Raw genomic sequence first — 20,849 nt, 5'->3', positions numbered from 1 at the left:
CCGACGAGTAGCACAGGCGGCCGGTGGCCCGGACCGTCGCCGGGCCGGGGTTGGCCGGGTCGGCGACGGCCAGCTCGGTCGCCGTGAGGATCGGCTTGCCGGTGGCGTCGGAGACCTCGGCGGCGGCCTCGGCGAAGCGGGCGTCCTGGCGCTCGTGGTAGGCGACGATCCGCTCGAGGCCGTGGTCGGGCCAGAACGGGCCGCGCCGCATGAGCCTCGCCTGGTTCGACTGGATGCCGAGGCCCAGGTGGACCACGGCGTGCACGTCGGGGTGCCGGGTGACGAGGTCGAGCACCTCGGGGATGGTGTCCCTGGTCTCGCCGCCGGCCAGGTCGATGGGGTTGTTCCTGCTCCACCGGGGCGGCAGCCGCTCGTCGATCGCGGCCCGGAGGTCGTCGGGCAGGGGCAGGAGCCGGAGCCCGCTGCGGGCGACGGCGTCGGCCGTCACCACCCCCCATCCGCCGGCCGTCGTCACCACGGCCACGTTCGGCCCAGCCGGCAGCGGCTGGGTGGCGAACGTGGCGGCCACGTCGAACGCCTCCTCGACCGTCGCCGCCCTCGTCACCCCGGCCTGGCGGCACATCCCGTCGAAGACCCGGTCGTCGGTGGCGAGCGACCCGGTGTGGCTGGCCGCGGCCCGCTGCCCGCCGGCCGTCGCCCCGCCCTTCACGAGGACCAGCGGCATCCGCTCGGACACCGACCGGAGCCGCTCGTACAGCGCCCGCCCGTCGGCCACCCCCTCGACGTAGGCCAGGCCGACGGCCGTCGCCGGGTCGTCCGCGTACCAGTCGAGGTAGTCGGCCACGGTGACGGCCGCCGCGTTCCCCGCGCTCACCGCCCTGCTGATGCCGACCCCGGTCTGCACGGCCCAGTTCTGGAACGAGGACACGAAGTTGCCGGACTGGCTGGCGACGCCGATGCGGCCGGCCGGCGGGTAGGGGGCGACGATCTGGGCGCAGAGCGACACCGGCGTGGACACCACGCCCTGCCCGTTCGGGCCGGCCAGCAGCATCCCGAGGCCGTCGGCCAGTGCCACCAGCTCCGCCTCGGCCCGCCGCCCGTCCTCGCCGGCCTCGCCGTAGCCGGCGGTCGTCACGAACGCGGCGGTGATGCCCTTCGCCGCGCTCGACCGCAGCACGGCGGGGACGGCGGCCGGCGGCGTGCACACGACGACGAGGTCGGCCTCGCCGGCCGGCAGGTCGTCCACCGACCGGGCCGTTTCGACGCCGAGGACCGGCGCCCCGTCGAGGTTGGTGGCGAGCACCCGGCCCCGGTAGCCGGCGGCGAGGAGGTTGTGGAGGGTGACGAAGCCGAACTTGCCGGGGTGGGTCGAGGCGCCGGCGACCACCACCCCCCTCGGCTCGAACAGCGCCCGGAAGCGCTCAGCCGGCTGGGGCATCGAGCTCCACCAGGGCGTCGACCGCCACCGGCGCCCCGTCCACGACGACCAGCGGGTTGACGTCGGCCGACACCAGGGTCGGCGTCACCTCGGCCACGAGCGACAGGCCGAGCAGCACGGTGACCAGCGCGTCGCGGTCGACGGCCGGCTCGCCCCGGAACGGCCCGAGCAGCGCCCGGGTGCGCAGGTCGTCGACCAGCTCCTCGGCGTCGGCCTCGTCGATCGGCACGAGGCGGAAGGCGACGTCGCCGAGCGCCTCGGCCAGCACGCCGCCCACGCCGAGCATCACGACCGGGCCGAACTGGGGGTCCCTGGACAGGCCGGCGATCAGCTCCCGGCTGCCCTTCACCTGGGGGGCGAGGAGGACGTCGACCTCGCCGTCCTCGGGCCGGGCGGCGGCCAGCAGGTCGGCGGCCGCGGCCCGCACGGCGTCGGGGTCGCCGAGGCCCAGGCGGACGAGGCCCCGCTCGGTCTTGTGGGCGATGCCGGCCCCGCACAGCTTGGCGACGAGCGGGAAGCGCATGGCGCCGGCGATGGTGGCCGCCTCGTCCGGGGTGGCGGCGAGGCGCTCCTCCAGGATGGGCACGCCGAACGCCGAGAGCAGGGCCTTCGAGTCCGCCTCGGAGAGGGTCCTCGTGGCTGGGCCCGGCACGCCCGTACGGTATCGACCGTGGCGTGGGCCGTCCGCGGGCTGATCGAGGGGTTCTACGGCCGGCCGTGGACCTGGGACGAGCGGCTGCTCGTGCTCCGCCACTGCGCCGAGCGGGGCATGACCGACTACGTCTACGCGCCGAAGTCCGAGCCCCGGCACCGCGACCGCTGGCGCGAGCCCTACGACGCCGCCGACCTCGACGGGTTCGCCCGGCTCGTGGCCGACAGCGGGGTGCGGGTCGGCTTCGCCATCTCGCCGGGGCTGTCGGTCGACGGGTCGTCGGCCGACGACCGGGCCGCGCTGGCGGCCAAGGTCGACCAGGTCGTGGCGACCGGCGTCGACCTCGTGTGCCTGGCCTTCGACGACCTGCCCTGGCGGCCCGACGCCGGCCCGGGCCACGCCCGCCTGGCGGCCGGGCTGGCCGAGCACCTGGCCGGGCGGGCGACGCTCGTGCTGGTGCCCACCGAGTACGCGGGCACGTCGGCCACCCCGTACCTGGCCGCCATCGCCGAGGGGGTGCCCGAGGACGTGCCGGTGGCCTGGACCGGCGAGGCCGTGGTCAACGACCGGGTGACGGCGGCCCAGGCGCGGGCCAGGGCGGCCGCGCTCGGCGGCCGGGCGCCGCTGCTCTGGGACAACTACCCGGTGAACGACGCGCTGATGGCCGACCGCCTGCACCTCGGGCCGCTGTGGGGCCGGGACCCGGCCCTCGCCGACGCCTGCTGCGGCTACCTGGCCAACCCGATGGTCCAGCCCCGGGCGTCGCTGCTGCCGCTGGCGTCGGCCGCCGCCTGGCTGCGGGGCGAGGACCCGGTCGCCGCCTGGCTGGCCGAGGCCGGCGACCTGCGCACGTTCGCGGAGGCCTGCGACGGCGCCGTCCCCGCCGCCCTCGTGCAGTCCCTCGCCGGCGCGGTGGACGGGCCGGGCTGGCAGCAGGCGGCCGCGCCGCTCGGCCGCTGGCTGGCCGCGGCGGCGGCGTGCGCCGCGCCCGGCCTGGAGGACGAGGTCGGCCCGTGGCTGGCCGCCGTCCACCGGGAGGCCGCGGTGGCGGCCGAGGCCCTGCTGCTGCTCCAGGCCACCCGGCCGGTCGTCACCCTCGCCGCCGACGGCACCGGGCGGGTGGCGCCGCCCGACGACGACGCCGCCGCCCGCCACGCCTTCGCGCTCCTGCACGAGTGGCCGGCCCTGCGCCGGTCCGAGCCCCAGGTGATGGGCGTGCGCCGGGCCGTCCAGCCGGCGCTCGGGCAGCGGGCCGACGGCCGGTGGGCGTTCCTGCCCGGCGCGCTCCTGGAGGACCGCAACGCCGTCGACGCCCTCGTCCGCCTCGCCTTCCGGGCCGTCGAGGGCATGGCCCCGCCCGAGGCGCCGGTGGTGACGACCGACGAGGAGCCGGTCGAGGTGGGCGAGGACGGCACGTTCCGGGTCCCGCCCGGGGCGACCGCGCTGGCCCGCTGCGGCGAGGTGGCGACCCTGGTGCGCCCGCCGGCCGGCCCGCCGCTCGGCGAACCTACGACGTGGGGGTGAGGGCGGCCCGGAAGAACTCCCGCACGTGGTCCATGCGGGCGTCCATCGCCGCCGCCGACAGCGGGTCCCGGTCGAGCAGGTGCTCGAGGAAGGGCAGGTCGCTGAAGTAGGTCAGCAGGGCGCCGTACCCGGTGAGCACGAGCTGCTCGGCGTCGTGGCGGCGGAAGCGGCCGGCGGTCATCTCCCGCTCGAAGTACTCGACGGCCCGCCGGAACAGCGGGCGGAGGGCGGCGCCGAGGTCGAGCCCGAGGTGGGTGCCGCCGTCCAGCGCCTCCCGCCGGGCCAGGCGGACGAAGTCCGGGTTCTCCATGAAGAACCGGAACCCCGCGGTGATGACGTGGTCGACCTGGGTCCACCCCTCCCGGTCGCCCCGCACGGCGTCCTCGACCCTCGTCGTCCAGTCGGCCAGCGCCCGCTCGAACACCTCGCGGTACAGGGCCTCCTTCGACGTGAAGTGGTGGAGGAGGCTCGGCCGGCGGATGCCGACGCGCGCCGCGATGTCGTTCAGCGACGTGCCCTCGTAGCCGTGCTCGGCGAAGCACCGACGGGCCTCGACCAGGATGGACTCCCGCGTCGTCGGCACGGTCGGCGTCTGGGTCATCGCTGCGCAGGGTATCCACAGAAGGTCCGGAACGTTTCTACCGACCGGTAGGTAGGTAAGGTGGACCGCACCATGTCGCTCGCGTTGCTCGCCCTCGTCGTCGGCTTCACCACGGCCCAGCTGGGCACGTTGTTCACGACGATCTACCTGCACCGGGCCCTGTCCCACCGGGCCGTCACCCTGGCGCCCGGCCTGGCCGGCGTGTTCCGGGTGCTCATCTGGGTCACCACCGGGATCCGGCCCCGCCAGTGGGTCGCCGTCCACCGCAAGCACCACGCCTACACCGACGTCGAGGGCGACCCCCACTCCCCCGTCCTCCTCGGCTGGAAGCGCGTGCAGGTGGACAACGTGGGCCTCTACCGGGCCGTCGCCACCGACCCCGACCAGGTCGCCCGCTACGCCAGGGACCTGCCGGCCGACACGTGGGACCGGCTGCTGTTCGACCGGGCCTGGCTGGGCCTGTCGATCGGCATCGCCTTCCTGGTCGTCGTGCTCGGCCCGCTCGCCGGCCTGCTGGCCGCCGGCGTCCACGCCGTCGCCTACCTCGCCCTCAACGCCGCCGTGAACGCCATCACCCACACGTTCGGCCGCCGGCCCCACCCGAACACGGCGACCAACCTCCAGTGGCTGGCCCTGCTCACCTCGGGCGAGGGGCTGCACAACAACCACCACGCCGCCCCGACCTCGGCCAAGCTGGCGTTCACGAAGGGCGAGATCGACCCCGGCTGGTGGGTGATCCGCCTGTTCCAGCGGGCCGGGTGGGCGACCGTGCGCCACGACCGGCCCCGGCTGAAGGAGCCGGTGGCCGCCTGAGCCGGTTCCCGCGCCCGGCGGCCGGGTACCCCGCCGCCCATGAGCGACCAGGGCACCACCCAGCAGCCGGGCCCGACCGAGGACGAGCCGGGCCGCGAGCCGTCCGAGGGCGACCCCGAGGTCCCCGCCGAGGGCGGCGCGGACCGCCCGACCGACGCCCAGTAGGGGCGCCCCCGGGCCGGGGTACGGTGCCGGGCGTGCACATCGTCGCCGCGCTGTTCGTCGAGACGATCGACCTCCGCCAGGTCGCGGGGCCGTCGACCCGCATCGACCTCGGCGGCGTGCACTTCTCGATGGCGGCGCCCGGCCCGGCCCCCGTCACCGTCGCCCCCCACCTCGTCGTGGTCGTGCACTGCCCGCCGGCCGACCGGCCGGACGCCGCGCTCGAGGTCGTCTACCGCCGCGACGGCGAGCAGGTCGCCCGCAACGTCCAGCCCCTCGTCGTCGAGCCGGGCAAGTTCAACTACCGCCTCGTGCGCGCCGAGCTCGACTTCCAGGACTACGGCACCGTCGAGGCCCACTGCCGCATCGACCTCGGCCCCGCCACCGTCGTGCCCTTCACCCTCCTGCCCCCGGCCGCCTGACGTGCCCTTCGCCGCCGCGCTCTCCGAGCACCCGTCCGGGGCCCACGCCGTCGGCGAGGTGGTCGGCACGGTGCTCGAGGCCATCGGCGAGGAGCCCGACCTCGCCGTCCTGTTCGTCACCGAGGCCCACGGCGGCGCCATCGAGGACATCGCCGGCGTGGTCCGCACCGCCCTCCGGCCCGGCGTGCTGCTCGGGGCGACGGCCGTGTCGGTGCTCGGCGGCAGCCGCGAGGTCGAGCAGCACCCCGGCGTGAGCCTGTGGGCGGCGCGCCTGCCGTCCCGGCCCGTGCCCGTGCGCCTCGCCACCGTCGACACCGACCGGGGCCCGGCCGTCGTCGGCATGCCCGAGGAGGCCGGCCGGGCCGCCACCCTGCTCCTCGTCCCCGACCCGTACTCGTTCCCGGCCGACCGCCTGCTCGACCGGCTGACCGAGCTGGCCCCCGGCCTGACCGTCGTCGGTGGGCTGGCGTCGGCGGCGCGGGGCCCGGGCGGGAACCGCCTCGTCCTCGACGACCGGGTTTTCACCGACGGCGCCGTCGGCGCCCTGCTCGACCGATCGGTGCCGGTCGCCGCGGTCGTCTCCCAGGGGTGCCGGCCCATCGGCCAGCCCCTCACGGTGACGAGGGCCGAGCGCAACGTCGTCTACGAGCTGGGCGGCCGCCCCGCGCTCGACCGGCTGCGGGAGGCCGTCGCCGCCCTGCCCGCCGACGAGCGCCCGCTCGCCGCCGGCGGCATCCACGTCGGCCGGGTCATCGACGAGCGCCGGACGGACTTCGAGCGGGGCGACTTCCTGATCAGGGCCGTGCTCGGCGCCGACCGCGAGGCCGGCGCCATCGCCGTCGGCGACCAGGTCGAGGTCGGCTCGACGGTCCAGTTCCAGGTGCGGGATGCGGGCGCCGCCGACGAGGACCTGCGGGCCCTGCTGGCCGGGCGCTCGGCCGACGCCGCGCTCGTGTTCACCTGCAACGGGCGGGGCATGGGGCTGTTCGGCGTGCCCGACCACGACGCCGGCCTCGTCGCCCGCCACGTGACCACGGCCGGCGCGTCGGCCGGGATGTTCTGCGCCGGCGAGCTCGGCCCCGTCGGGGGCCGCAACTTCGTCCACGGCTACACGGCCTCGGTCGCCCTGTTCTCCGACCCGGCCGGGCCCACCCGGCCCACCGAGCCCACCGAGCCCACCGAGGAGGCGCCATGACCGACCCCGGCGTGCAGCAGCGGGCCATCGACGTCATCAGGGGCCTCGCCATGGACGCCCCCCAGAAGGCCAACTCCGGGCACCCGGGGACGGCCATGGCCCTCGCCCCCCTCGCCTACGTGCTCTGGGGCCGGGTCATGCGCTACGACCCCGAGGCGCCCGAGTGGCCCGACCGCGACCGCTTCGTCCTCTCGGCCGGCCACGCCTCGATCCTGCTCTACTCGATGCTCCACCTGACCGGCTACGACCTCTCCCTCGACGACCTGAGGGCCTTCCGGCAGTGGGAGAGCAGGACGCCGGGGCACCCCGAGGTCCACCACACCCCGGGGGTCGAGGTCACGACCGGGCCGCTCGGCCAGGGCTTCGCCAACGGGGTCGGCATGGGGATCGCGGAGCGCTGGCTGCGGGCCCGGTTCGGCCCCGACGTGTGCGACCACCATACGTTCGTGATCTGCTCCGACGGCGACCTCATGGAGGGGATCAGCCACGAGGCGGCGTCGCTCGCCGGCCACCTCGGCCTCGGCCGCCTCGTCTACGTCTACGACGACAACCACATCTCGATCGACGGGCCGACCGAGCTGTCGCTGTCCGACGACGCCGGGCGCCGGTTCGAGGCCTACGGCTGGCACGTCGAGCACCTCGGCGAGGTGGCCAACGACGTCGACGCCCTCGAGCAGGGCCTGCGGGCGGCCATGGCCGTGGAGGACCGGCCGTCGCTGCTGATCCTGCGCAGCCACATCGGCTGGCCCTCCCCGACCTACACCGACACCGAGCACGCCCACGGCAACCCGCTCGGCGAGGACGAGGTGCGCAGGACCAAGGAGGTCCTCGGCCTGCCGCCGGACGAGACGTTCTGGGTGCCCGACGACGTCCGCGAGCACTGGCTCGAGCTGGGGCGCCGGGGCCGGGCCGAGCGGGAGGCGTGGGAGCGGCGGATGGACGGCTTCGCCGGCGACCGGGCCGAGCTCGACGCCTGCCTGGTCGGCCGCGGCCTCGACGGCTGGGAGGCCAAGCTGCCGACCTGGGAGGCGGGCGAGTCGCTCGCCACCCGCAAGTCGATCCAGGCGTGCTTCTCGGCCGTGCTCGACGTGGTGCCCGGCCTGGTCGCCGGCGGCGCCGACCTCACCGGCAACACCGGCACCAAGCTCGACGACCAGGAGCAGCAGAGCGCCGAGCACCCCGCCGGCCGCCAGCTGTACTTCGGCGTGCGCGAGCACGGCATGGCCGGAGTGATGAACGGCATGGCCTACCACGGCGGCGTCCTGCCGGCCGGGGGCACGTTCTTCAACTTCAGCGACTACGCCAGGGGCGCCGTCCGCCTCGGCGCGCTGGCCGGCGCGCACGTCATCCACGTGTGGACCCACGACTCGGTCGGCCTCGGCGAGGACGGCCCCACCCACCAGCCCGTCGAGCAGCTCGCCTCCCTCCGGGCCATGCCCGGCATCCGGGTGATGCGCCCGGCCGACGCCAACGAGTGCGCGCAGGCCCTGCGGGTCGCCGTCGACCGGGACGGGCCGACCGCGCTCGTCCTCACCCGCCAGAACGTGCCCGTGCTGCCGGGCACGGCCGGCAACGAGGGCGTGCTGCGGGGCGCCTACGTGCTGGAGGACGACCCGTCGGGCGGCGAGCCCGACCTCGTGCTGATCGGCACGGGCAGCGAGGTGTCGGTGTGCCTCGGCGCCGCCCGGCTGCTGCGGGAGGACGGGATCGCCGTCCGCGTCGTCTCCATGCCGTGCTGGGAGCTGTTCGAGGAGCAGGGCGACGACTGGCACGACCGGGTGCTGCCGGCCGACGTGCCGACCCTGGCCGTCGAGGCGGCGGCGACCTTCGGCTGGGACCGCTGGGCCGACGACTGCGTCGGCATCGACCGGTTCGGGGCGTCGGCACCGGGCAAGGTGGTGCTGGAGCGCCTGGGCTTCACCGCCGAGCACGTGGCCGACCGGGCCCGCACCCTGCTCGAGGACCTGGAGGACTGACGATGACCAAGCTGCACGACCTCTGCCGCCAGCACGGACAGAGCCCGTGGCTCGACAACCTGAAGCGGGGCTGGATCACGAGCGGCGAGCTCGAGCGCTGGGTCGAGCGGGGGGTGCGGGGCATCACGTCCAACCCCACGATCTTCCAGAAGGCGATCGCCGCCGGCGCCGACTACGACGACCAGTTCGGCGACCTGGTCTCCGGGGGCACGTCCGTCGACGACGCCTACTGGGACCTCGTCGTCACCGACATCGAGGACGCGCTCCGCATCCTGCGGCCCGTCCACGACGACATGCCGGTCGACGGGTTCGTCTCCGTCGAGCTGGCCCCCGAGCTGGCCAGGGACACCGAGGGCAGCATCGCCGCCGCCCGGGACCTCCACGAGCGCATCGCCGAGCCCAACCTGTTCGTGAAGATCCCGGCCACCTCCGAGGGGGTGCCGGCCATCCGCCAGATGGTGGCCGAGGGCCGGAACATCAACGTGACGTTGATCTTCAGCCTCGAGCGCTACGTGGACGTGATGGAGGCCTACCTGGCCGGCCTGGAGTCCTACGACGGCGACCTGTCGAAGGTGCACAGCGTCGCCTCGTTCTTCGTCAGCCGGGTCGACACCGAGGTGGACCGCCGGCTCGAGGCCGTCGGCACCGACGAGGCCCTCGCCCTGCGGGGCCGGGCCGCCGTCGCCCAGGCCAAGCTCGCCTACCAGTCGTTCCTGTCGACGTTCTCGGGCGAGCGGTGGGACGCCCTGGCGGCGAGGGGCGCGAGGGTGCAGCGGCCGCTGTGGGCGTCGACGTCGACCAAGAACCCGGCCCTGCCGGACACGCTCTACGTCGACGAGCTGATCGGGCCGGACACGGTCAACACCATGCCGGAGGCGACCCTCGACGCCTTCATCGACCACGGCCGGCTGGCGAGGACGGTCGACCGGGGCGTCGACGAGGCCACCGCCACGCTCGACCGGCTGGGCGAGGTCGGCGTCGACGTGGCCGACGTCGGGCGGGTGCTCGAGGAGGAGGGCGTGGCGTCGTTCGCCAAGTCCTTCGACGAGCTGATGACCACGCTCGGGGACAAGGCCGACCGGTTGCGGAACGGCTGAGAAGCGCCGTCGCGGCGGCCGGTAGGGTGCCGCCGTGCACGGCGACCTCGTCCGCACCGACGACGTGCCCGGTGAGTTCGCGCGGCGCGTCATCGAGGCCTTCGCCGGCAAGGACGGCGACACGTTCTCGCTGGCCCTCTCGGGCGGCGAGACGGCCAGGCGGTGCTACGAGCGGCTGGCCGACGAGGGCCGCAACCGCATCGACTGGTGGAAGGTCGACGTCTACTGGGGCGACGAGCGCTGCGTGCCGATCGACCACCCGGCCTCGAACTTCCGGCTCGGCCGGGAGGCGCTGCTCGACCGGGTCGGCGCGGCCAACGCCTACTACCCGATGCGCTGCGAGGAGGGGCCCGACCCCTACCAGCTGCGCGTCGGCGAGCTCGGCCGGCTCGACGTCGTCCACCTCGGCCTCGGGCAGGACGGGCACACGGCGTCGCTGTTCCCCGGCTCGCCCGCGCTCGAGGCCGACGAGGGCCGGCTCGTCGTGATGAACGAGGACCCGACCGGCGCCAACCCCCACGGCCGCATGACCCTGACCTTCGCCGGCATCGCCAGGGCCAGGCTGGTGCTCGTGACGGTGGCCGGCGAGTCCAAGCGCGAGGCGTTCGCGGCCGTCCGGCGGGGCGACGACGTCCCGGCCGGGCGGGTGCGGGCCGAGCGGCTGGTGTGGATCGTGGACCCGGCCGCGGCCGGCGAGGAGGGCGAGTGACCGAGCTGCCGACCCGGCGGGTGGAGGCCAACGGCCTGACGTTCTCGGTGGTGGACGCCGGCGAGGGGCCGGCCGTCCTCCTGCTCCATGGCTTCCCCGACTCGTCGTACCTCTGGCGCCACCAGGTGCCCGCGCTCGTCGACGCCGGCTACCGGGTGCTGGCCCCCGACCTGCGGGGCTTCGGGGAGAGCGACCGGCCGGAGGGCGTGGACCAGTACGCCATCCCGCTCGTGTTCATGGACGTGGTCGCCCTGCTCGACGAGGCCGGCGTGGACCGGGCCAGGGTGGTCGGCCACGACTGGGGCGCCGGCGTGGCCTGGACCCTGGCCTCCCTGGCGCCCGACCGGGTCGAGCGGCTGGTCGCCATCTCCGTCGGCCACCCGTCCGCCTACTTCTCCCTCGGCGGCTTCGAGCAGCGGGAGCGGAGCTGGTACATGCTCTTCTTCCAGTTCGAGGGGGTCGCCGAGGAGGGCCTGCGGGCCGACGACTGGCGGCTCCTCCGCGAGTGGGCCGGCGGCGGCGACGTCGAGCGCCACGTCGCCGACCTGTCCCGCCCCGGCGCCCTCACGGCCGCGTTGAACTGGTACCGGGCCAACATCCCGCCCCAGGCCTTCACGCTCGGCCTCGGGCCGGAGCTGCCGCCGGTGCGCTGCCCGGTGATGGCGGTATGGAGCGACGGCGACCACCACTGCCTGGAGCCCCAGATCAAGGGGTCGGACCGGTACGTGGACGGCCCGTTCCGCTACGAGCGGGTGCACCGGGCGAGCCACTGGGTGCCGATCGACGCCCCCGACCGGCTGAACCGCCTGCTGGTCGACTTCCTGGCCTGACCGCCCCTCAGCCGGCGACGGCGCCGCTGCTCGTGCCCGGCTGGCGGAACGGGCCGGTCACCTCGTAGGTGATGCCGGTGCCGCCGCCCCGCTGGGAGCTGAAGTAGAGGCGGTCGGCGGCGGGCGAGAAGGCGATGCCGCTCAGCTCGGACCCGGGGTGGTCCACGACCTGGAGGAACGGCGCCACCCGCCGCTGCGGGGTGATGAGGCAGATCTGGAGGTCGCCGCCGTCCTCGCAGACGTAGATGTCGCCGCCGGCCGTGACGGTCAGGTTGTCGACGCCGTGCAGCGGCGCCTCCGGGTGGGCGGCCCCGTCGTAGAGCACGCGCAGCTGGCCTCGCCCGGTCAGGTAGTCCCACACCCGGTCGTCGCCCTTGGTCGTGAAGTACACGTGCCCGCTGTCGAACCAGATGCCCTCGCCGCCGTCGAACGCCGTGCTCGCCGGCACCTGGAGGCGGGTGGGGCCGCCGGTGAGGGCGGTGGGGTCGGGCACGTCGAGCCACGTGACCCGGCCGACGGGGTCGACCGACGCCACCTGGAGCCGGCCGGCGTCGAGGGACGGGTAGGCGTCGGGGACGAAGCGGTAGAAGCGCCCGTCGGGCTGGTCCTCGGTCAGGTAGAGCACGCCGGCCACCGGGTCGACCGTCACCGCCTCGTGCCAGAACGTGCCGAGCGCGGGGCGGACCACGCCGGCCGTCGCCCCCGTCGGGTCGCACTCCCACACCCGCCCGAGCTCGTGCTCCTCGCAGGACAGCCACGTGCCCCACGGCGTGCGGCCGCCCGAGCAGTTCATGTTCGTGCCCGACAGCACCCGGTGGGCGCCGATGACCGTCCCGGTGGCGTCGAACACGATGGCCCCGGCCCCGCCGGCCAACGGCGCCTCGCTGTTGGCGACGTAGATCCACCCGCCACCGGGCTGGGCGAACGTCGCCGCCCCGTCGGGGAAGACGTGCCACGGGTAGTCGCTGCCGGGGACGACCTCGAGCGACCGGGCCACGACCCGCGACGAGAAGCCGGCCGGCAGGCGGACGCCGTTGGCGTCGGGCGCGAGCAGCGGCCCGTACGGGCCGGCACCCGTCGCCAGCAGCCCCTGCGCCGCGGCCGCGTAGGTCCCCTCCCAGAAGGCGGGCCCGAGCGCCACCGCGCCGGCCGCCGCCCCAGCGAACTTGAGAAAGCGTCGTCGGTCCACGTCCAAAGCTTGGCCGTCGGCCCCGCCGTCTCCTCCACGCCGGTGGCGATCCGGGTGATCCGTGCCGGTGCGGGCGGTCCCGTCCCGCCCGACGGCGCCCGCCGGATGGGTGACGGGGCGGCGCCGGTAAGGTGCCGCCATGTCGGAGGACCTCCTCGCGCTCGGGGCCGCGGAGCTGGCGGCCAGGGCCAGGGCCGTCCGCGACGCCGCCCACGGCACCAGGGTGACGTTCTCGCCGAAGGTCTTCGTCCCCCTCACCATGCTGTGCCGGGACCGGTGCGGCTACTGCACCTTCGCCAAGGCCCCGGCCCGCCTCGACGCTCCCTACCTGACCCCCGAGCAGGTCCTCGCCATCGCCACGGCCGGCGCCGAGGCCGGCTGCCACGAGGTCCTCTTCACCCTGGGAGAGCGCCCCGAGGACCGCTACCCCGTCGCCCGGGCCTGGCTGGCCGAGCACGGGCACGCCTCGACGGTCGACTACCTCGTCGCCATGTGCCGCCTCGTCCTCGACGAGACCGGGCTGCTCCCCCACGCCAACGCCGGCGCCCTGAGCGCCGACGAACTGGCCGCCCTGCGGCCGGTGGCGCCGTCGCAGGGGATGATGGTCGAGACCCTGCGGGCCGACCTCGCCTGCCACCGCGGCGCGCCGGACAAGGAGCCGGCCCGCCGCCTGGCCACCCTCGAGGCGGCCGGCCAGCTCGGCATCCCGTTCACCACCGGCATCCTCGTCGGCATCGGCGAGACCAGGGCCGACCGCCTCGCCGCGCTGGAGGCCATCGCCGCCTCCCACCGCCGGCACGGCCACGTGCAGGAGGTGATCGTCCAGAACTTCCTGCCGAAGCCCGGGACGGCCATGCACGCCGCGCCGCCGTGCCCGGCCGACGAGTACGTCGAGGCCGTCGCCCTCGCCCGGCTCGTGCTCCCGCCCGAGGTCCACGTGCAGGCGCCGCCCAACCTGTCCGACGACTTCGGGGCCCTCCTCGACGCCGGGGTGGACGACTGGGGCGGCGTCTCGCCCGTCACCGCCGACCACGTGAACCCGGAGCGGCCCTGGCCGGCCCTCGACCGGCTGCGGTCGGTGACCGAGGCGCGGGGCTTCGCGCTCGCCCCCCGGCTGACCGTGCACCCGGCCTGGGCGCTCGACCCCGAGCGGTGGCTCGACCCGGCCCTGCGCTTCCCCGTGCTCGACCGGTCCGACGCCGAGGGCCTCGCCCGCGACGACCGCTGGGCGTCGGGCGGGGACACACCGGCGCCGATCGTCCTCCCGGCCCCGTCGGCGTCGGCCGGCGGCGCCGTCGGCGAGGTCCTGGCCGGCGTGCTGATGGGCCACGAGGCGGGCGAGGACGAGCTCGTCACCCTGTTCTCGGCGAGGGGCCCGGAGGTCGCCGCCGTGTGCGAGGTGGCCGACGACCTGCGCCGCCGAACGGTGGGCGACGTGGTCACCTTCGTCGTCAACCGGAACATCAACTACACCAACGTCTGCACCTTCAAGTGCCGGTTCTGCGCGTTCTCGAAGGGGCCGCTGTCCCTGAACCTCAGGGGCGCGCCCTACCTGCTGACGCTGGAGGACATCCAGGGGCGCGTGGTCGAGGCCGTCGAGCGGGGCGCCACCGAGGTCTGCCTCCAGGGCGGCATCCACCCGAGCTTCGACGGCGACTACTACCTCGAGGTCACCCGGGCGGTGAAGGCCGTCGCCCCGGACATCCACATCCACGGGTTCACGGCGCTCGAGGTCACCGAGGGGGCGCGACGGCTGGGCGAGCCCCTCGACCACTACCTGCGCCGGCTGATGGACGCCGGCCTGCGGACCCTGCCGGGCACGGCGGCCGAGATCCTCGACGACGAGGTGCGGGCCGTCCTCTGCGCCGACAAGGTCGACACCCAGGAGTGGCTGGACGCCCACCGCACCGCCCACGCCGTCGGGCTGCGGTCGAACGTGACGATCATGTTCGGCTCGGTCGAGCAGCCGAGGAGCTGGGCCCGGCACCTCGTCGTCACCCGCGCCCTCCAGAAGGAGACCGGCGGGTTCACCGAGTTCGTGCCGCTCCCGTTCGTGCACATGGCCGCCCCGATCTACCTCCAGCGCAAGGCCAGGCGGGGGCCGACGTTCCGCGAGGCGCTGCTCATGCACGCCGTCGGCCGCATCGCCTACGACGGCTGGATCCCGAACGTGCAGGCCTCCTGGGTGAAGCTCGGCCTCGGCGGCGCCGCGCAGATGCTCCAGGCCGGGGTCAACGACCTGGGCGGCACCCTGATGGACGAGAACATCTCCCGGGCGGCCGGCGCCGTGCACGGCCAGCTGGTCGAGGAGGCCGGGCTGCGGGCCCTGGTCGAGCCGCTCGGCCGGTCCCTGGAGCAGCGGACCACGCTCTACGGGCGGGTCGCGTCGCCGGTGTGAGCGGCGCCGATCCGCTCGGGCGGGCGGCCGGGAACCTCGCCGGGTGGCACGACGCCTCGGTCAGGGCGGTGGGCCGGCGCACGGCGGTGACGGACGGGGTGTGGCACGGCGTCGGGCCGGTCCCGCCCATCTACTTCCAGGCCATCACCGTCCAGCCGCCGTCGCCCGCCCAGGTCGACGCCGTGCGGACCGCGGTCGACGGCCCGGGCCGCTCGGTGGTGTGCGACACGTGGGGCGGGCTCGACCTCCGGCGCGCCGGGCTGGCACCGGAGGGTGACACCCCCTGGTTCGAGCGGCCGCCCGGCCCGCCCGCCCCGGCCGAGCGCCGGTCCCCGCCCGCCGGCCTCGAGGTCGTGCCGGTCAGGGACGAGGCCACCCTGCGCCGGTTCGAGGCGACCAGCGTCGCCGCCTTCGGGGGCGACCCCGGCGCCCACCGGCCCCTCGCCCTCCACGGGCCCGGCCTCCTCGACGAGCCGGGGATGACGGCGTGGCTGGCCGTGCTCGGCGGCCGCCCGGTCGGCTCGGCCATGTCCTGGCTCGGCGCCGGCGTGGTCGGCGTGTACGCCGTCGCCGTGCTCCCCCGGGCCCGCCGGCGGGGCATCGGCGAGGCGCTCACGTGGACGGCCACCCTGGCCGACCCCGAGCGCCCGGCCGTCCTCCAGCCGAGCCACCAGGCGATGCGGCTGTACCGCCGCCTCGGCTACCGGGAGATCGGGCGGTCCCGCACCTGGTCGACCTGACCGGTCACTCCCACCACTCCTCGGGCAGCCGGCCCTCGATGGCCCTGAGGTTGGTCCTCGTGCAGTCGGAGCACAGCGGCTCGAGGCCCCGGCGGCCGGTGGCGAAGGACCAGTCGACCGGGAGGCCGGGGCCGTCGGCCGTCCGGCCGCACCGGGAGCAGACGGCGGGGGGATCGTCGGGCACGAGGTCACCGTACGCCCGCGGCGCGTGCGATCCTGACGGGTCCATGGCCAACCGACCCCGGTACCGGACCGGCGACGCCGACCTCGACCGCCGCATCGACGAGCTGCTCGACGCGGCCGGTGCGGGCGCCAACCGGGACGTGCTGTTCGACATCCTCGTCTCCGGCGTGCGCCTCGCCCTCGACGAGGCCGACCGCCTGGACCTGAAGATCGCGAGCGCCGCCCTGCGGGAGATGCGGATGGCCTACCGGGCCTTCGCCCCCTACCGGATGGCGAAGAAGGTGACGATCTTCGGCTCGGCGAGGACCGACACGAGCGACCCGCTCTACGCCCAGGCCCGCGACCTCGCGAGGGAGCTGGCCCACCGGGACTGGATGGTGGTCACCGGCGCCGGGCCGGGGATCATGGCCGCCGGCCTGGAGGGAGCCGGCCGGGAGCAGTCCTTCGGCGTCAACATCCGCCTGCCCTGGGAGCAGGACCCGAACCCGTTCATCGCCGGCGACGAGAAGCTCATCTCGATGAAGTACTTCTTCACGAGGAAGCTGATGCTCATGAAGGAGTCGCACGGGTTCGTGTCGCTCCCCGGCGGCTTCGGCACCCTGGACGAGGTCTTCGAGCTGCTCACGCTCCTCCAGACGGGCAAGGCCCTGCCCGCCCCGATCGTGCTGCTCGAGGTGCCGGGCGGGACCTACTGGCGCTCGTGGGAGCGCTTCGTGCGCGACGAGGTGCTGCACCGGCGGCTGGTCAGCCCGGACGACCTCGACCTGTTCACGATCACCGACGACGTCACCACCGCGGTCGACGAGCTGATCGGCTTCTACCGCAACTACCACTCGCTGCGCTGGGTGAAGGACCGGCTGGTGCTGCGGGTGCACGCCGCGCCGACCGACGAGGAGGTCGCCGGCCTGGCCGAGCGCTTCGGGGAGCTCGCCGTCGACGGCCGCATCGAGCGGACCGGCCCGCTCCCGCCCGAGGTCGCCGACGACGACCACGTGGACCTCCCCCGCATCGTCCTGCGCTTCGACATCTTCCGGCTGGGCGGCCTCGGCCGGCTCATCCGGGCGCTGAACGACCTGCCGTCGGCCCCGCAGGGCGAGGAGCCCCGCCCGCCCCTCCCGGCCGCCGAGCCCATGCTCGAGGGCGAGCCCCTCGACGGTTAGCAAGGCCGGCGCGCCCGCACCGCGGCGAGCCCCTGCTCGAGGGCCCGGGCGGTCAGGCCAGGTCGGCGTCGTCGGGCTCGGCGAGGATGGCGGCCGCCTTCTCCACCGCCCGGCGGGCCCTCGTCAGGCGGCGCTCGTCGACCGGGAGCTCGGTGCCGCCGGCGTCGATCGACTCCCTGAGGCGCTCCATGGCCAGGTCGGCCAGCTCCTCGGCGATGGCGAGCAGCCGGGACCTGACGTCCTGGAACTCACCGGCCATCGGCCAGCCCGAGGGCCTCGTCGACCAGCTCCAGCGGGTGGCGGACGGTCAGCCCGGCGGCCGCCAGGTGCAGGGCGCAGCCCGGGTTGGCGCTCGCCACCACCCCCGCCCCCGACCGGGCGACGGCGGCCAGCTTCCGGTCCCGGATGGCGCCCGCCGTCTCCGGGTGGGTCGTGGCGTACGCGCCGCCGGCGCCGCAGCACAGGCCCTCGTCGTCCAGCTCCACGAGGTCGGCGTACGGGCGCAGGACGGCCCGGACGGGCTCGTGGGCCCGCTGGACGTGGCGCAGGTGGCACGGGTCCTGCACCGCCACCCGGGCGGCCAGGCGGCGGCGGGCCGGCGGCAGCCGGTCGAGCCGGCCGGCGAGCCACTCCGACACGTCGAGCACCCGCGCCGAGAACCGCTCGGCCTCCGCCGTCCCGAGCAGCTCGCCGTAGCCCTTCAGGGCCGCGCCGCAGCCGGCCGAGTCGACGAGGACGGGGGCGTCGCCGGGCAGGGCGGCGATGGTCCGCTCGGCGAGGCGGCGGGCGTCCTCTCTCAGGCCGGCGTGGACGTGGAGGGCGCCGCAGCACGCCGCCCCCGGACCGGGGAGGGCGACCCCGGCCCCGGCCGCCTCGACCACCCGCTGGACGGCGGCGTGGGTGTCGCGGAGCCAGGCGTCCATCACGCACCCGGTGAACAGCCAGACGTCGTCGCCGCTCGGGCGGAGGCGGGGCCGGCGGACCGGGAGGCGGGCGGGCAGGCCGGCCCGGCGGGGCAGCGGCAGCCCGGCCCGCTGGGCGACGGCCGCGGCGGTCGACCCCGCGAGGAGCAGGCGGTGGTGGCCGAGGACCCGGTAGGCGAGGCGCCACCACCAGGGCTGGTACGACGGCACGTGCTCGGCGAGGGCGGCCCTCGTGTGCTCCATCAGGCGGCCGAACGGGACCGCCGACGGGCAGGCCGTCTCGCAGCCCCGGCACTGCACGCAGGCGTCCATCACGCCGACGAAGGCGTCGTCGGCGGGGGCGCCGTCCCAGTGGACCCGCCGCATCGCCGCGATCCGGCCCCTCGGCGAGGCCGGCTCCTCCCCCGTCACCCGGTAGGTCGGGCAGTGGGGCAGGCACAGGCCGCAGGCCACGCAGGCGGCGAGGTCGTCGTCGTCGACGCCGAGGTCGATGGTGGAGCGGGCCAGGGCGCGGACCATAGCGGCGGCCTCAGGACACCGACAGCGGGTCGCGCCCGGGGTTGAGACGGCGGGTCGGGTCGAACCTCGACCTGACCCTCTCGTTCAGGTCGACGGTCACCGGGTCGAGGTCCCGGGGCGGCGGCGGGCCGTCGGCGTGGACGACGCCCACGCCGACCTCGGCCACGAACCGCCCGGTCAGGCCCCGGAGCTCGCCGGGCGGCAGCGACCACCGGTGCCCTGGGAGCGGCGGCGGGCCGTCGGCGTCGGCCATCCCCGCCCGCTCGCACACGGCCGCCTGCTCGTCGACGTCGGCCGGGTCGCCCTCGAGCAGGGCCCACGTGGTCGTGCCGTCCCACAGCAGCGACGACGGCCGGTGGAGCGCGTGGAGCAGCGCGAACGGGTCGGCCGGCCCGGCCAGCCAGCGCGACGCGGCCGGGAGCGGGCGGGTGCGGAGGACGACCTCACCGATCAGGCCGAGCGTGCCGAGCGAGCCGACCAGGAGGCGGCACAGGTCGAACCCGCTGACGTTCTTCACCGTCGGCCCGCCGGCCTTGACCAGGCGGCCCTCGGCCGACACGTAGCGGGCTTCGAGGAGCGCGTCGCGCACCGGCCCCCAGCCGAGCCGCCGCACGCCGCTGCGGCCGACGGCGAGCACCCCGCCGACGGTCGCGCCCGGCCCGTCGGGCAGGGCCACGGCCTGGCCGGCCGCGGCGAGCGCGGCGTCGACCTCGGCGACCGGCGTCCCGGCGCCGACCCGCACGGTCAGGTCGGCCGGCTCGAAGGCGACCACCCCGCACGGCGCCCTGACCTCCCTGGCCGCCGGGTCGACCGGCCCGCCGACCTCCCAGGCCGTCCGCCCGCCGACCACCGTCACCGGCCCCTCGTCGCCGACCTCGGCGGCGAAGCGGTCGAGGTCGCTCAGACCCACGCGCCCGCGGGCACCCGTTGCAGGTCGCCGCACCTCGACCCGGTGGGCAGCACCTTCTCCGGGTTGGCCACCCCGTCGGGGTCGAACGCCGCCCGAAGGCGGTCCTGGGCGTCGAGGTCGACCTCGGAGAACATGCCGGGCATCAGGTCCCGCTTCTCGAGGCCGATGCCGTGCTCGCCGGACAGGACGCCGCCGGCGGCGAGCGACGCCCGGACGATGTCCTCCCCGGCCGCGTGCACCCGGTCCATCACCCCCGGCTCGCGGGCGTCGAAGGACAGGAGCGGGTGCAGGTTGCCGTCGCCGGCGTGGAACACGTTGAGCACGGTGAGCCGATGGCGCTCGGCGATGCCGTACACCTCGCGCAGCACCTCCACCAGCCGCGTCCTCGGCACCACGGTGTCGTGCAGGTAGTAGTTCGGGTTGATCCTGGCCACCGCGCCGAACGCCGACTTCCGGCCCTTCCACAGCAGCGCCCGCTCGGCCGGGTCGGCCGCCACCCGCACCGAGCGGGCCCCGCAGGCCCGGCCGATCTCCCCCACCCGCGCCGCCGCCGCGTCGACCCCCGCCGGGAGCCCGTCGACCTCGACCAGCAGCACGGCGGCCGCGTCGGTCGGGTAGCCGGCGTGCGCGTAGGCCTCGGCCGCCCTCGTGATCGGGGCGTCCATCATCTCCATGGCCGCCGGCAAGAGCCCGGCCGCGATCACCGCGCTCACCGTGGCGGCGGCCGAGTCGACGTCGTGGTAGTCGAGCAGCAGGGTCCGCACGGCCGGCGGCACCGGCGTGAGGCGCACGGCGATGCGCACGGCGATCCCGAGGGTGCCCTCGCTGCCGACGAACGCGCCCCGCAGGTCGTAGCCGGGGGGCTCGGGGTCGAGGCCGCCGAGCATGGCCATGCGCCCGTCGGGCAGCACCACCTCGACGGCGAGCACGTGCGCGCTGGTCACCCCGTAGGCCAGGCAGTGGGGGCCGCCCGAGTTGTTGGCCACGTTGCCGCCGATCGTGCAGGACTGCTGGCTCGACGGGTCGGGCGCGAAGTGGAGGCCCAGCGGGCTCAGGCTCCGGCTGAGGTCGAGGTTGACGACGCCGGGCTCGACCCAGGCGACCCTCGACTCGCGGTCGACCTCGAGGATCCGGGTCATCTTCGTGGTGACGATCACGACCGGCCGGCCGACGGGCACGGCGCCCCCGGCGAGGCCGGTGCCCGACCCCCTCGGCACGAACGGCCGGCCGTGGCGGCGGGCGACGAGCACGCAGGCCTGCACCTCCGCCGCCGTCAGCGGGAAGGCCACGACGGCGGCGTCGCCGGCCGGGATGCTCGACGCGTCCCGGCCGAACAGGGCGAGCTCGAGCGGCGCGTCCCTGACCCGGTCGGGGGCCAGCGCCGCCCGGAGGTCGGCGACGACGGGGTCAGCCATCGCCGCCAACCGTAACCGGCGGTCAGACGGCG

The 20,849-nt window shown here is 75.8% G+C and carries 21 protein-coding genes; 12 read left to right on the top strand and 9 right to left on the bottom strand.

Annotated features, from left to right (window positions below):
- On the bottom strand, positions 1 to 1,399 hold a 1,399-nt coding region (locus VGB14_08050), incomplete at its 3' end, for a CoA-binding protein (GenBank protein HEX9992861.1).
- Entirely contained in the window at positions 1,383 to 2,051 is a 669-nt protein-coding gene (locus VGB14_08045) for an acetate--CoA ligase family protein (GenBank protein ID HEX9992860.1), read from the bottom strand. The genes VGB14_08050 and VGB14_08045, both read right to left, overlap by 17 nt.
- 18 nt (positions 2,052 to 2,069) lie before the next feature.
- Here VGB14_08045 and VGB14_08040 point away from each other — a divergent pair, with 18 nt between their 5' ends.
- Positions 2,070 to 3,575, top strand: coding sequence for a beta-N-acetylglucosaminidase domain-containing protein (locus VGB14_08040; GenBank protein ID HEX9992859.1), 1,506 nt, complete (start codon positions 2,070 to 2,072; stop codon positions 3,573 to 3,575).
- On the opposite strand, the gene VGB14_08035 is transcribed toward VGB14_08040, so the two are convergent.
- Complete coding sequence (locus VGB14_08035; protein HEX9992858.1) at positions 3,559 to 4,176, bottom strand: TetR/AcrR family transcriptional regulator; 618 nt, start codon at positions 4,174 to 4,176, stop codon at positions 3,559 to 3,561. The two genes, VGB14_08040 and VGB14_08035, sit on opposite strands and share 17 nt — an antisense overlap.
- A 60-nt stretch (positions 4,177 to 4,236) precedes the next feature.
- On the opposite strand from VGB14_08035, the gene VGB14_08030 reads away from it, so the two are divergent.
- Genes VGB14_08030 through VGB14_07995 form a run of 8 tightly spaced genes read left to right on the top strand, consistent with a single transcriptional unit; the run spans position 4,237 to position 11,380 of the window.
- Entirely contained in the window at positions 4,237 to 4,989 is a 753-nt protein-coding gene (locus VGB14_08030; protein HEX9992857.1) for a fatty acid desaturase, read from the top strand.
- A gap of 39 nt (positions 4,990 to 5,028) precedes the next feature.
- On the top strand, positions 5,029 to 5,154 hold the full coding sequence (locus tag VGB14_08025) for a hypothetical protein (protein ID HEX9992856.1): 126 nt from the start codon (positions 5,029 to 5,031) through the stop codon (positions 5,152 to 5,154).
- A 32-nt stretch (positions 5,155 to 5,186) separates the two neighbouring features.
- Entirely contained in the window at positions 5,187 to 5,573 is a 387-nt protein-coding gene (locus VGB14_08020; protein HEX9992855.1) for a hypothetical protein, read from the top strand.
- Between the two features lies 1 nt (position 5,574).
- Positions 5,575 to 6,768, top strand: a complete 1,194-nt coding sequence (locus VGB14_08015; protein ID HEX9992854.1) for an FIST N-terminal domain-containing protein — start codon at positions 5,575 to 5,577, stop codon at positions 6,766 to 6,768.
- On the top strand, positions 6,765 to 8,744 hold the full coding sequence (gene tkt, locus VGB14_08010; GenBank protein HEX9992853.1) for a transketolase: 1,980 nt from the start codon (positions 6,765 to 6,767) through the stop codon (positions 8,742 to 8,744). Before VGB14_08015 ends, tkt begins: the two co-directional genes overlap by 4 nt.
- Positions 8,745 to 8,746: 2 nt before the next feature.
- A complete protein-coding gene (gene tal / locus VGB14_08005) occupies positions 8,747 to 9,841 on the top strand; it encodes a transaldolase (GenBank protein ID HEX9992852.1) in 1,095 nt (364 codons plus the stop codon).
- Between the two features lie 34 nt (positions 9,842 to 9,875).
- Positions 9,876 to 10,550 carry a 6-phosphogluconolactonase gene (gene pgl, locus VGB14_08000; protein ID HEX9992851.1) on the top strand — a complete coding sequence of 225 codons (675 nt, stop codon included), beginning with the start codon at positions 9,876 to 9,878 and terminating at the stop codon, positions 10,548 to 10,550.
- Entirely contained in the window at positions 10,547 to 11,380 is an 834-nt protein-coding gene (locus tag VGB14_07995) for an alpha/beta fold hydrolase (protein ID HEX9992850.1), read from the top strand. The genes pgl and VGB14_07995 overlap by 4 nt, the downstream gene beginning before the upstream one ends.
- A 7-nt stretch (positions 11,381 to 11,387) precedes the next feature.
- Here the strand turns inward: VGB14_07995 and VGB14_07990 are convergent, their stop codons facing one another.
- Positions 11,388 to 12,569, bottom strand: coding sequence for an alkaline phosphatase PhoX (locus tag VGB14_07990; protein ID HEX9992849.1), 1,182 nt, complete (start codon positions 12,567 to 12,569; stop codon positions 11,388 to 11,390).
- A 139-nt stretch (positions 12,570 to 12,708) separates the two neighbouring features.
- Here VGB14_07990 and cofH point away from each other — a divergent pair, with 139 nt between their 5' ends.
- Together cofH and VGB14_07980 are read left to right on the top strand one after the other, a co-directional pair.
- Entirely contained in the window at positions 12,709 to 14,967 is a 2,259-nt protein-coding gene (gene cofH, locus VGB14_07985; protein HEX9992848.1) for a 5-amino-6-(D-ribitylamino)uracil--L-tyrosine 4-hydroxyphenyl transferase CofH, read from the top strand.
- Positions 14,964 to 15,707, top strand: coding sequence for a GNAT family N-acetyltransferase (locus tag VGB14_07980; GenBank protein HEX9992847.1), 744 nt, complete (start codon positions 14,964 to 14,966; stop codon positions 15,705 to 15,707). The genes cofH and VGB14_07980 overlap by 4 nt, the downstream gene beginning before the upstream one ends.
- A 4-nt stretch (positions 15,708 to 15,711) precedes the next feature.
- Here VGB14_07980 and VGB14_07975 read toward each other — a convergent pair whose 3' ends face one another.
- A complete protein-coding gene (locus VGB14_07975) occupies positions 15,712 to 15,891 on the bottom strand; it encodes a hypothetical protein (GenBank protein ID HEX9992846.1) in 180 nt (59 codons plus the stop codon).
- A 43-nt stretch (positions 15,892 to 15,934) separates the two neighbouring features.
- Between VGB14_07975 and VGB14_07970 the strand changes: the two genes are divergently transcribed.
- Positions 15,935 to 17,050, top strand: coding sequence for a TIGR00730 family Rossman fold protein (locus VGB14_07970; protein ID HEX9992845.1), 1,116 nt, complete (start codon positions 15,935 to 15,937; stop codon positions 17,048 to 17,050).
- A 52-nt stretch (positions 17,051 to 17,102) separates the two neighbouring features.
- Here the strand turns inward: VGB14_07970 and VGB14_07965 are convergent, their stop codons facing one another.
- Genes VGB14_07965 through VGB14_07950 form a run of 4 tightly spaced genes read right to left on the bottom strand, consistent with a single transcriptional unit; the run spans position 17,103 to position 20,817 of the window.
- Positions 17,103 to 17,309, bottom strand: a complete 207-nt coding sequence (locus VGB14_07965) for a hypothetical protein (protein HEX9992844.1) — start codon at positions 17,307 to 17,309, stop codon at positions 17,103 to 17,105.
- Positions 17,299 to 18,492: a (Fe-S)-binding protein gene (locus VGB14_07960; GenBank protein HEX9992843.1), complete on the bottom strand. Its 1,194-nt coding sequence runs from the start codon at positions 18,490 to 18,492 to the stop codon at positions 17,299 to 17,301. The genes VGB14_07965 and VGB14_07960 overlap by 11 nt, the downstream gene beginning before the upstream one ends.
- 10 nt (positions 18,493 to 18,502) lie before the next feature.
- On the bottom strand, positions 18,503 to 19,402 hold the full coding sequence (locus VGB14_07955) for an FAD-binding protein (GenBank protein ID HEX9992842.1): 900 nt from the start codon (positions 19,400 to 19,402) through the stop codon (positions 18,503 to 18,505).
- Positions 19,393 to 20,817: an FAD-linked oxidase C-terminal domain-containing protein gene (locus VGB14_07950; GenBank protein ID HEX9992841.1), complete on the bottom strand. Its 1,425-nt coding sequence runs from the start codon at positions 20,815 to 20,817 to the stop codon at positions 19,393 to 19,395. Before VGB14_07950 ends, VGB14_07955 begins: the two co-directional genes overlap by 10 nt.
- Positions 20,818 to 20,849 lie beyond the last annotated feature (32 nt).

The sequence above is a fragment of the Acidimicrobiales bacterium genome, from assembly GCA_036399815.1.
Lineage (GTDB): Bacteria > Actinomycetota > Acidimicrobiia > Acidimicrobiales > DASWMK01 > DASWMK01.
Note: the sequence above shows the minus strand (reverse complement) of the source record. Positions and strands in the feature narration are given on the sequence as shown.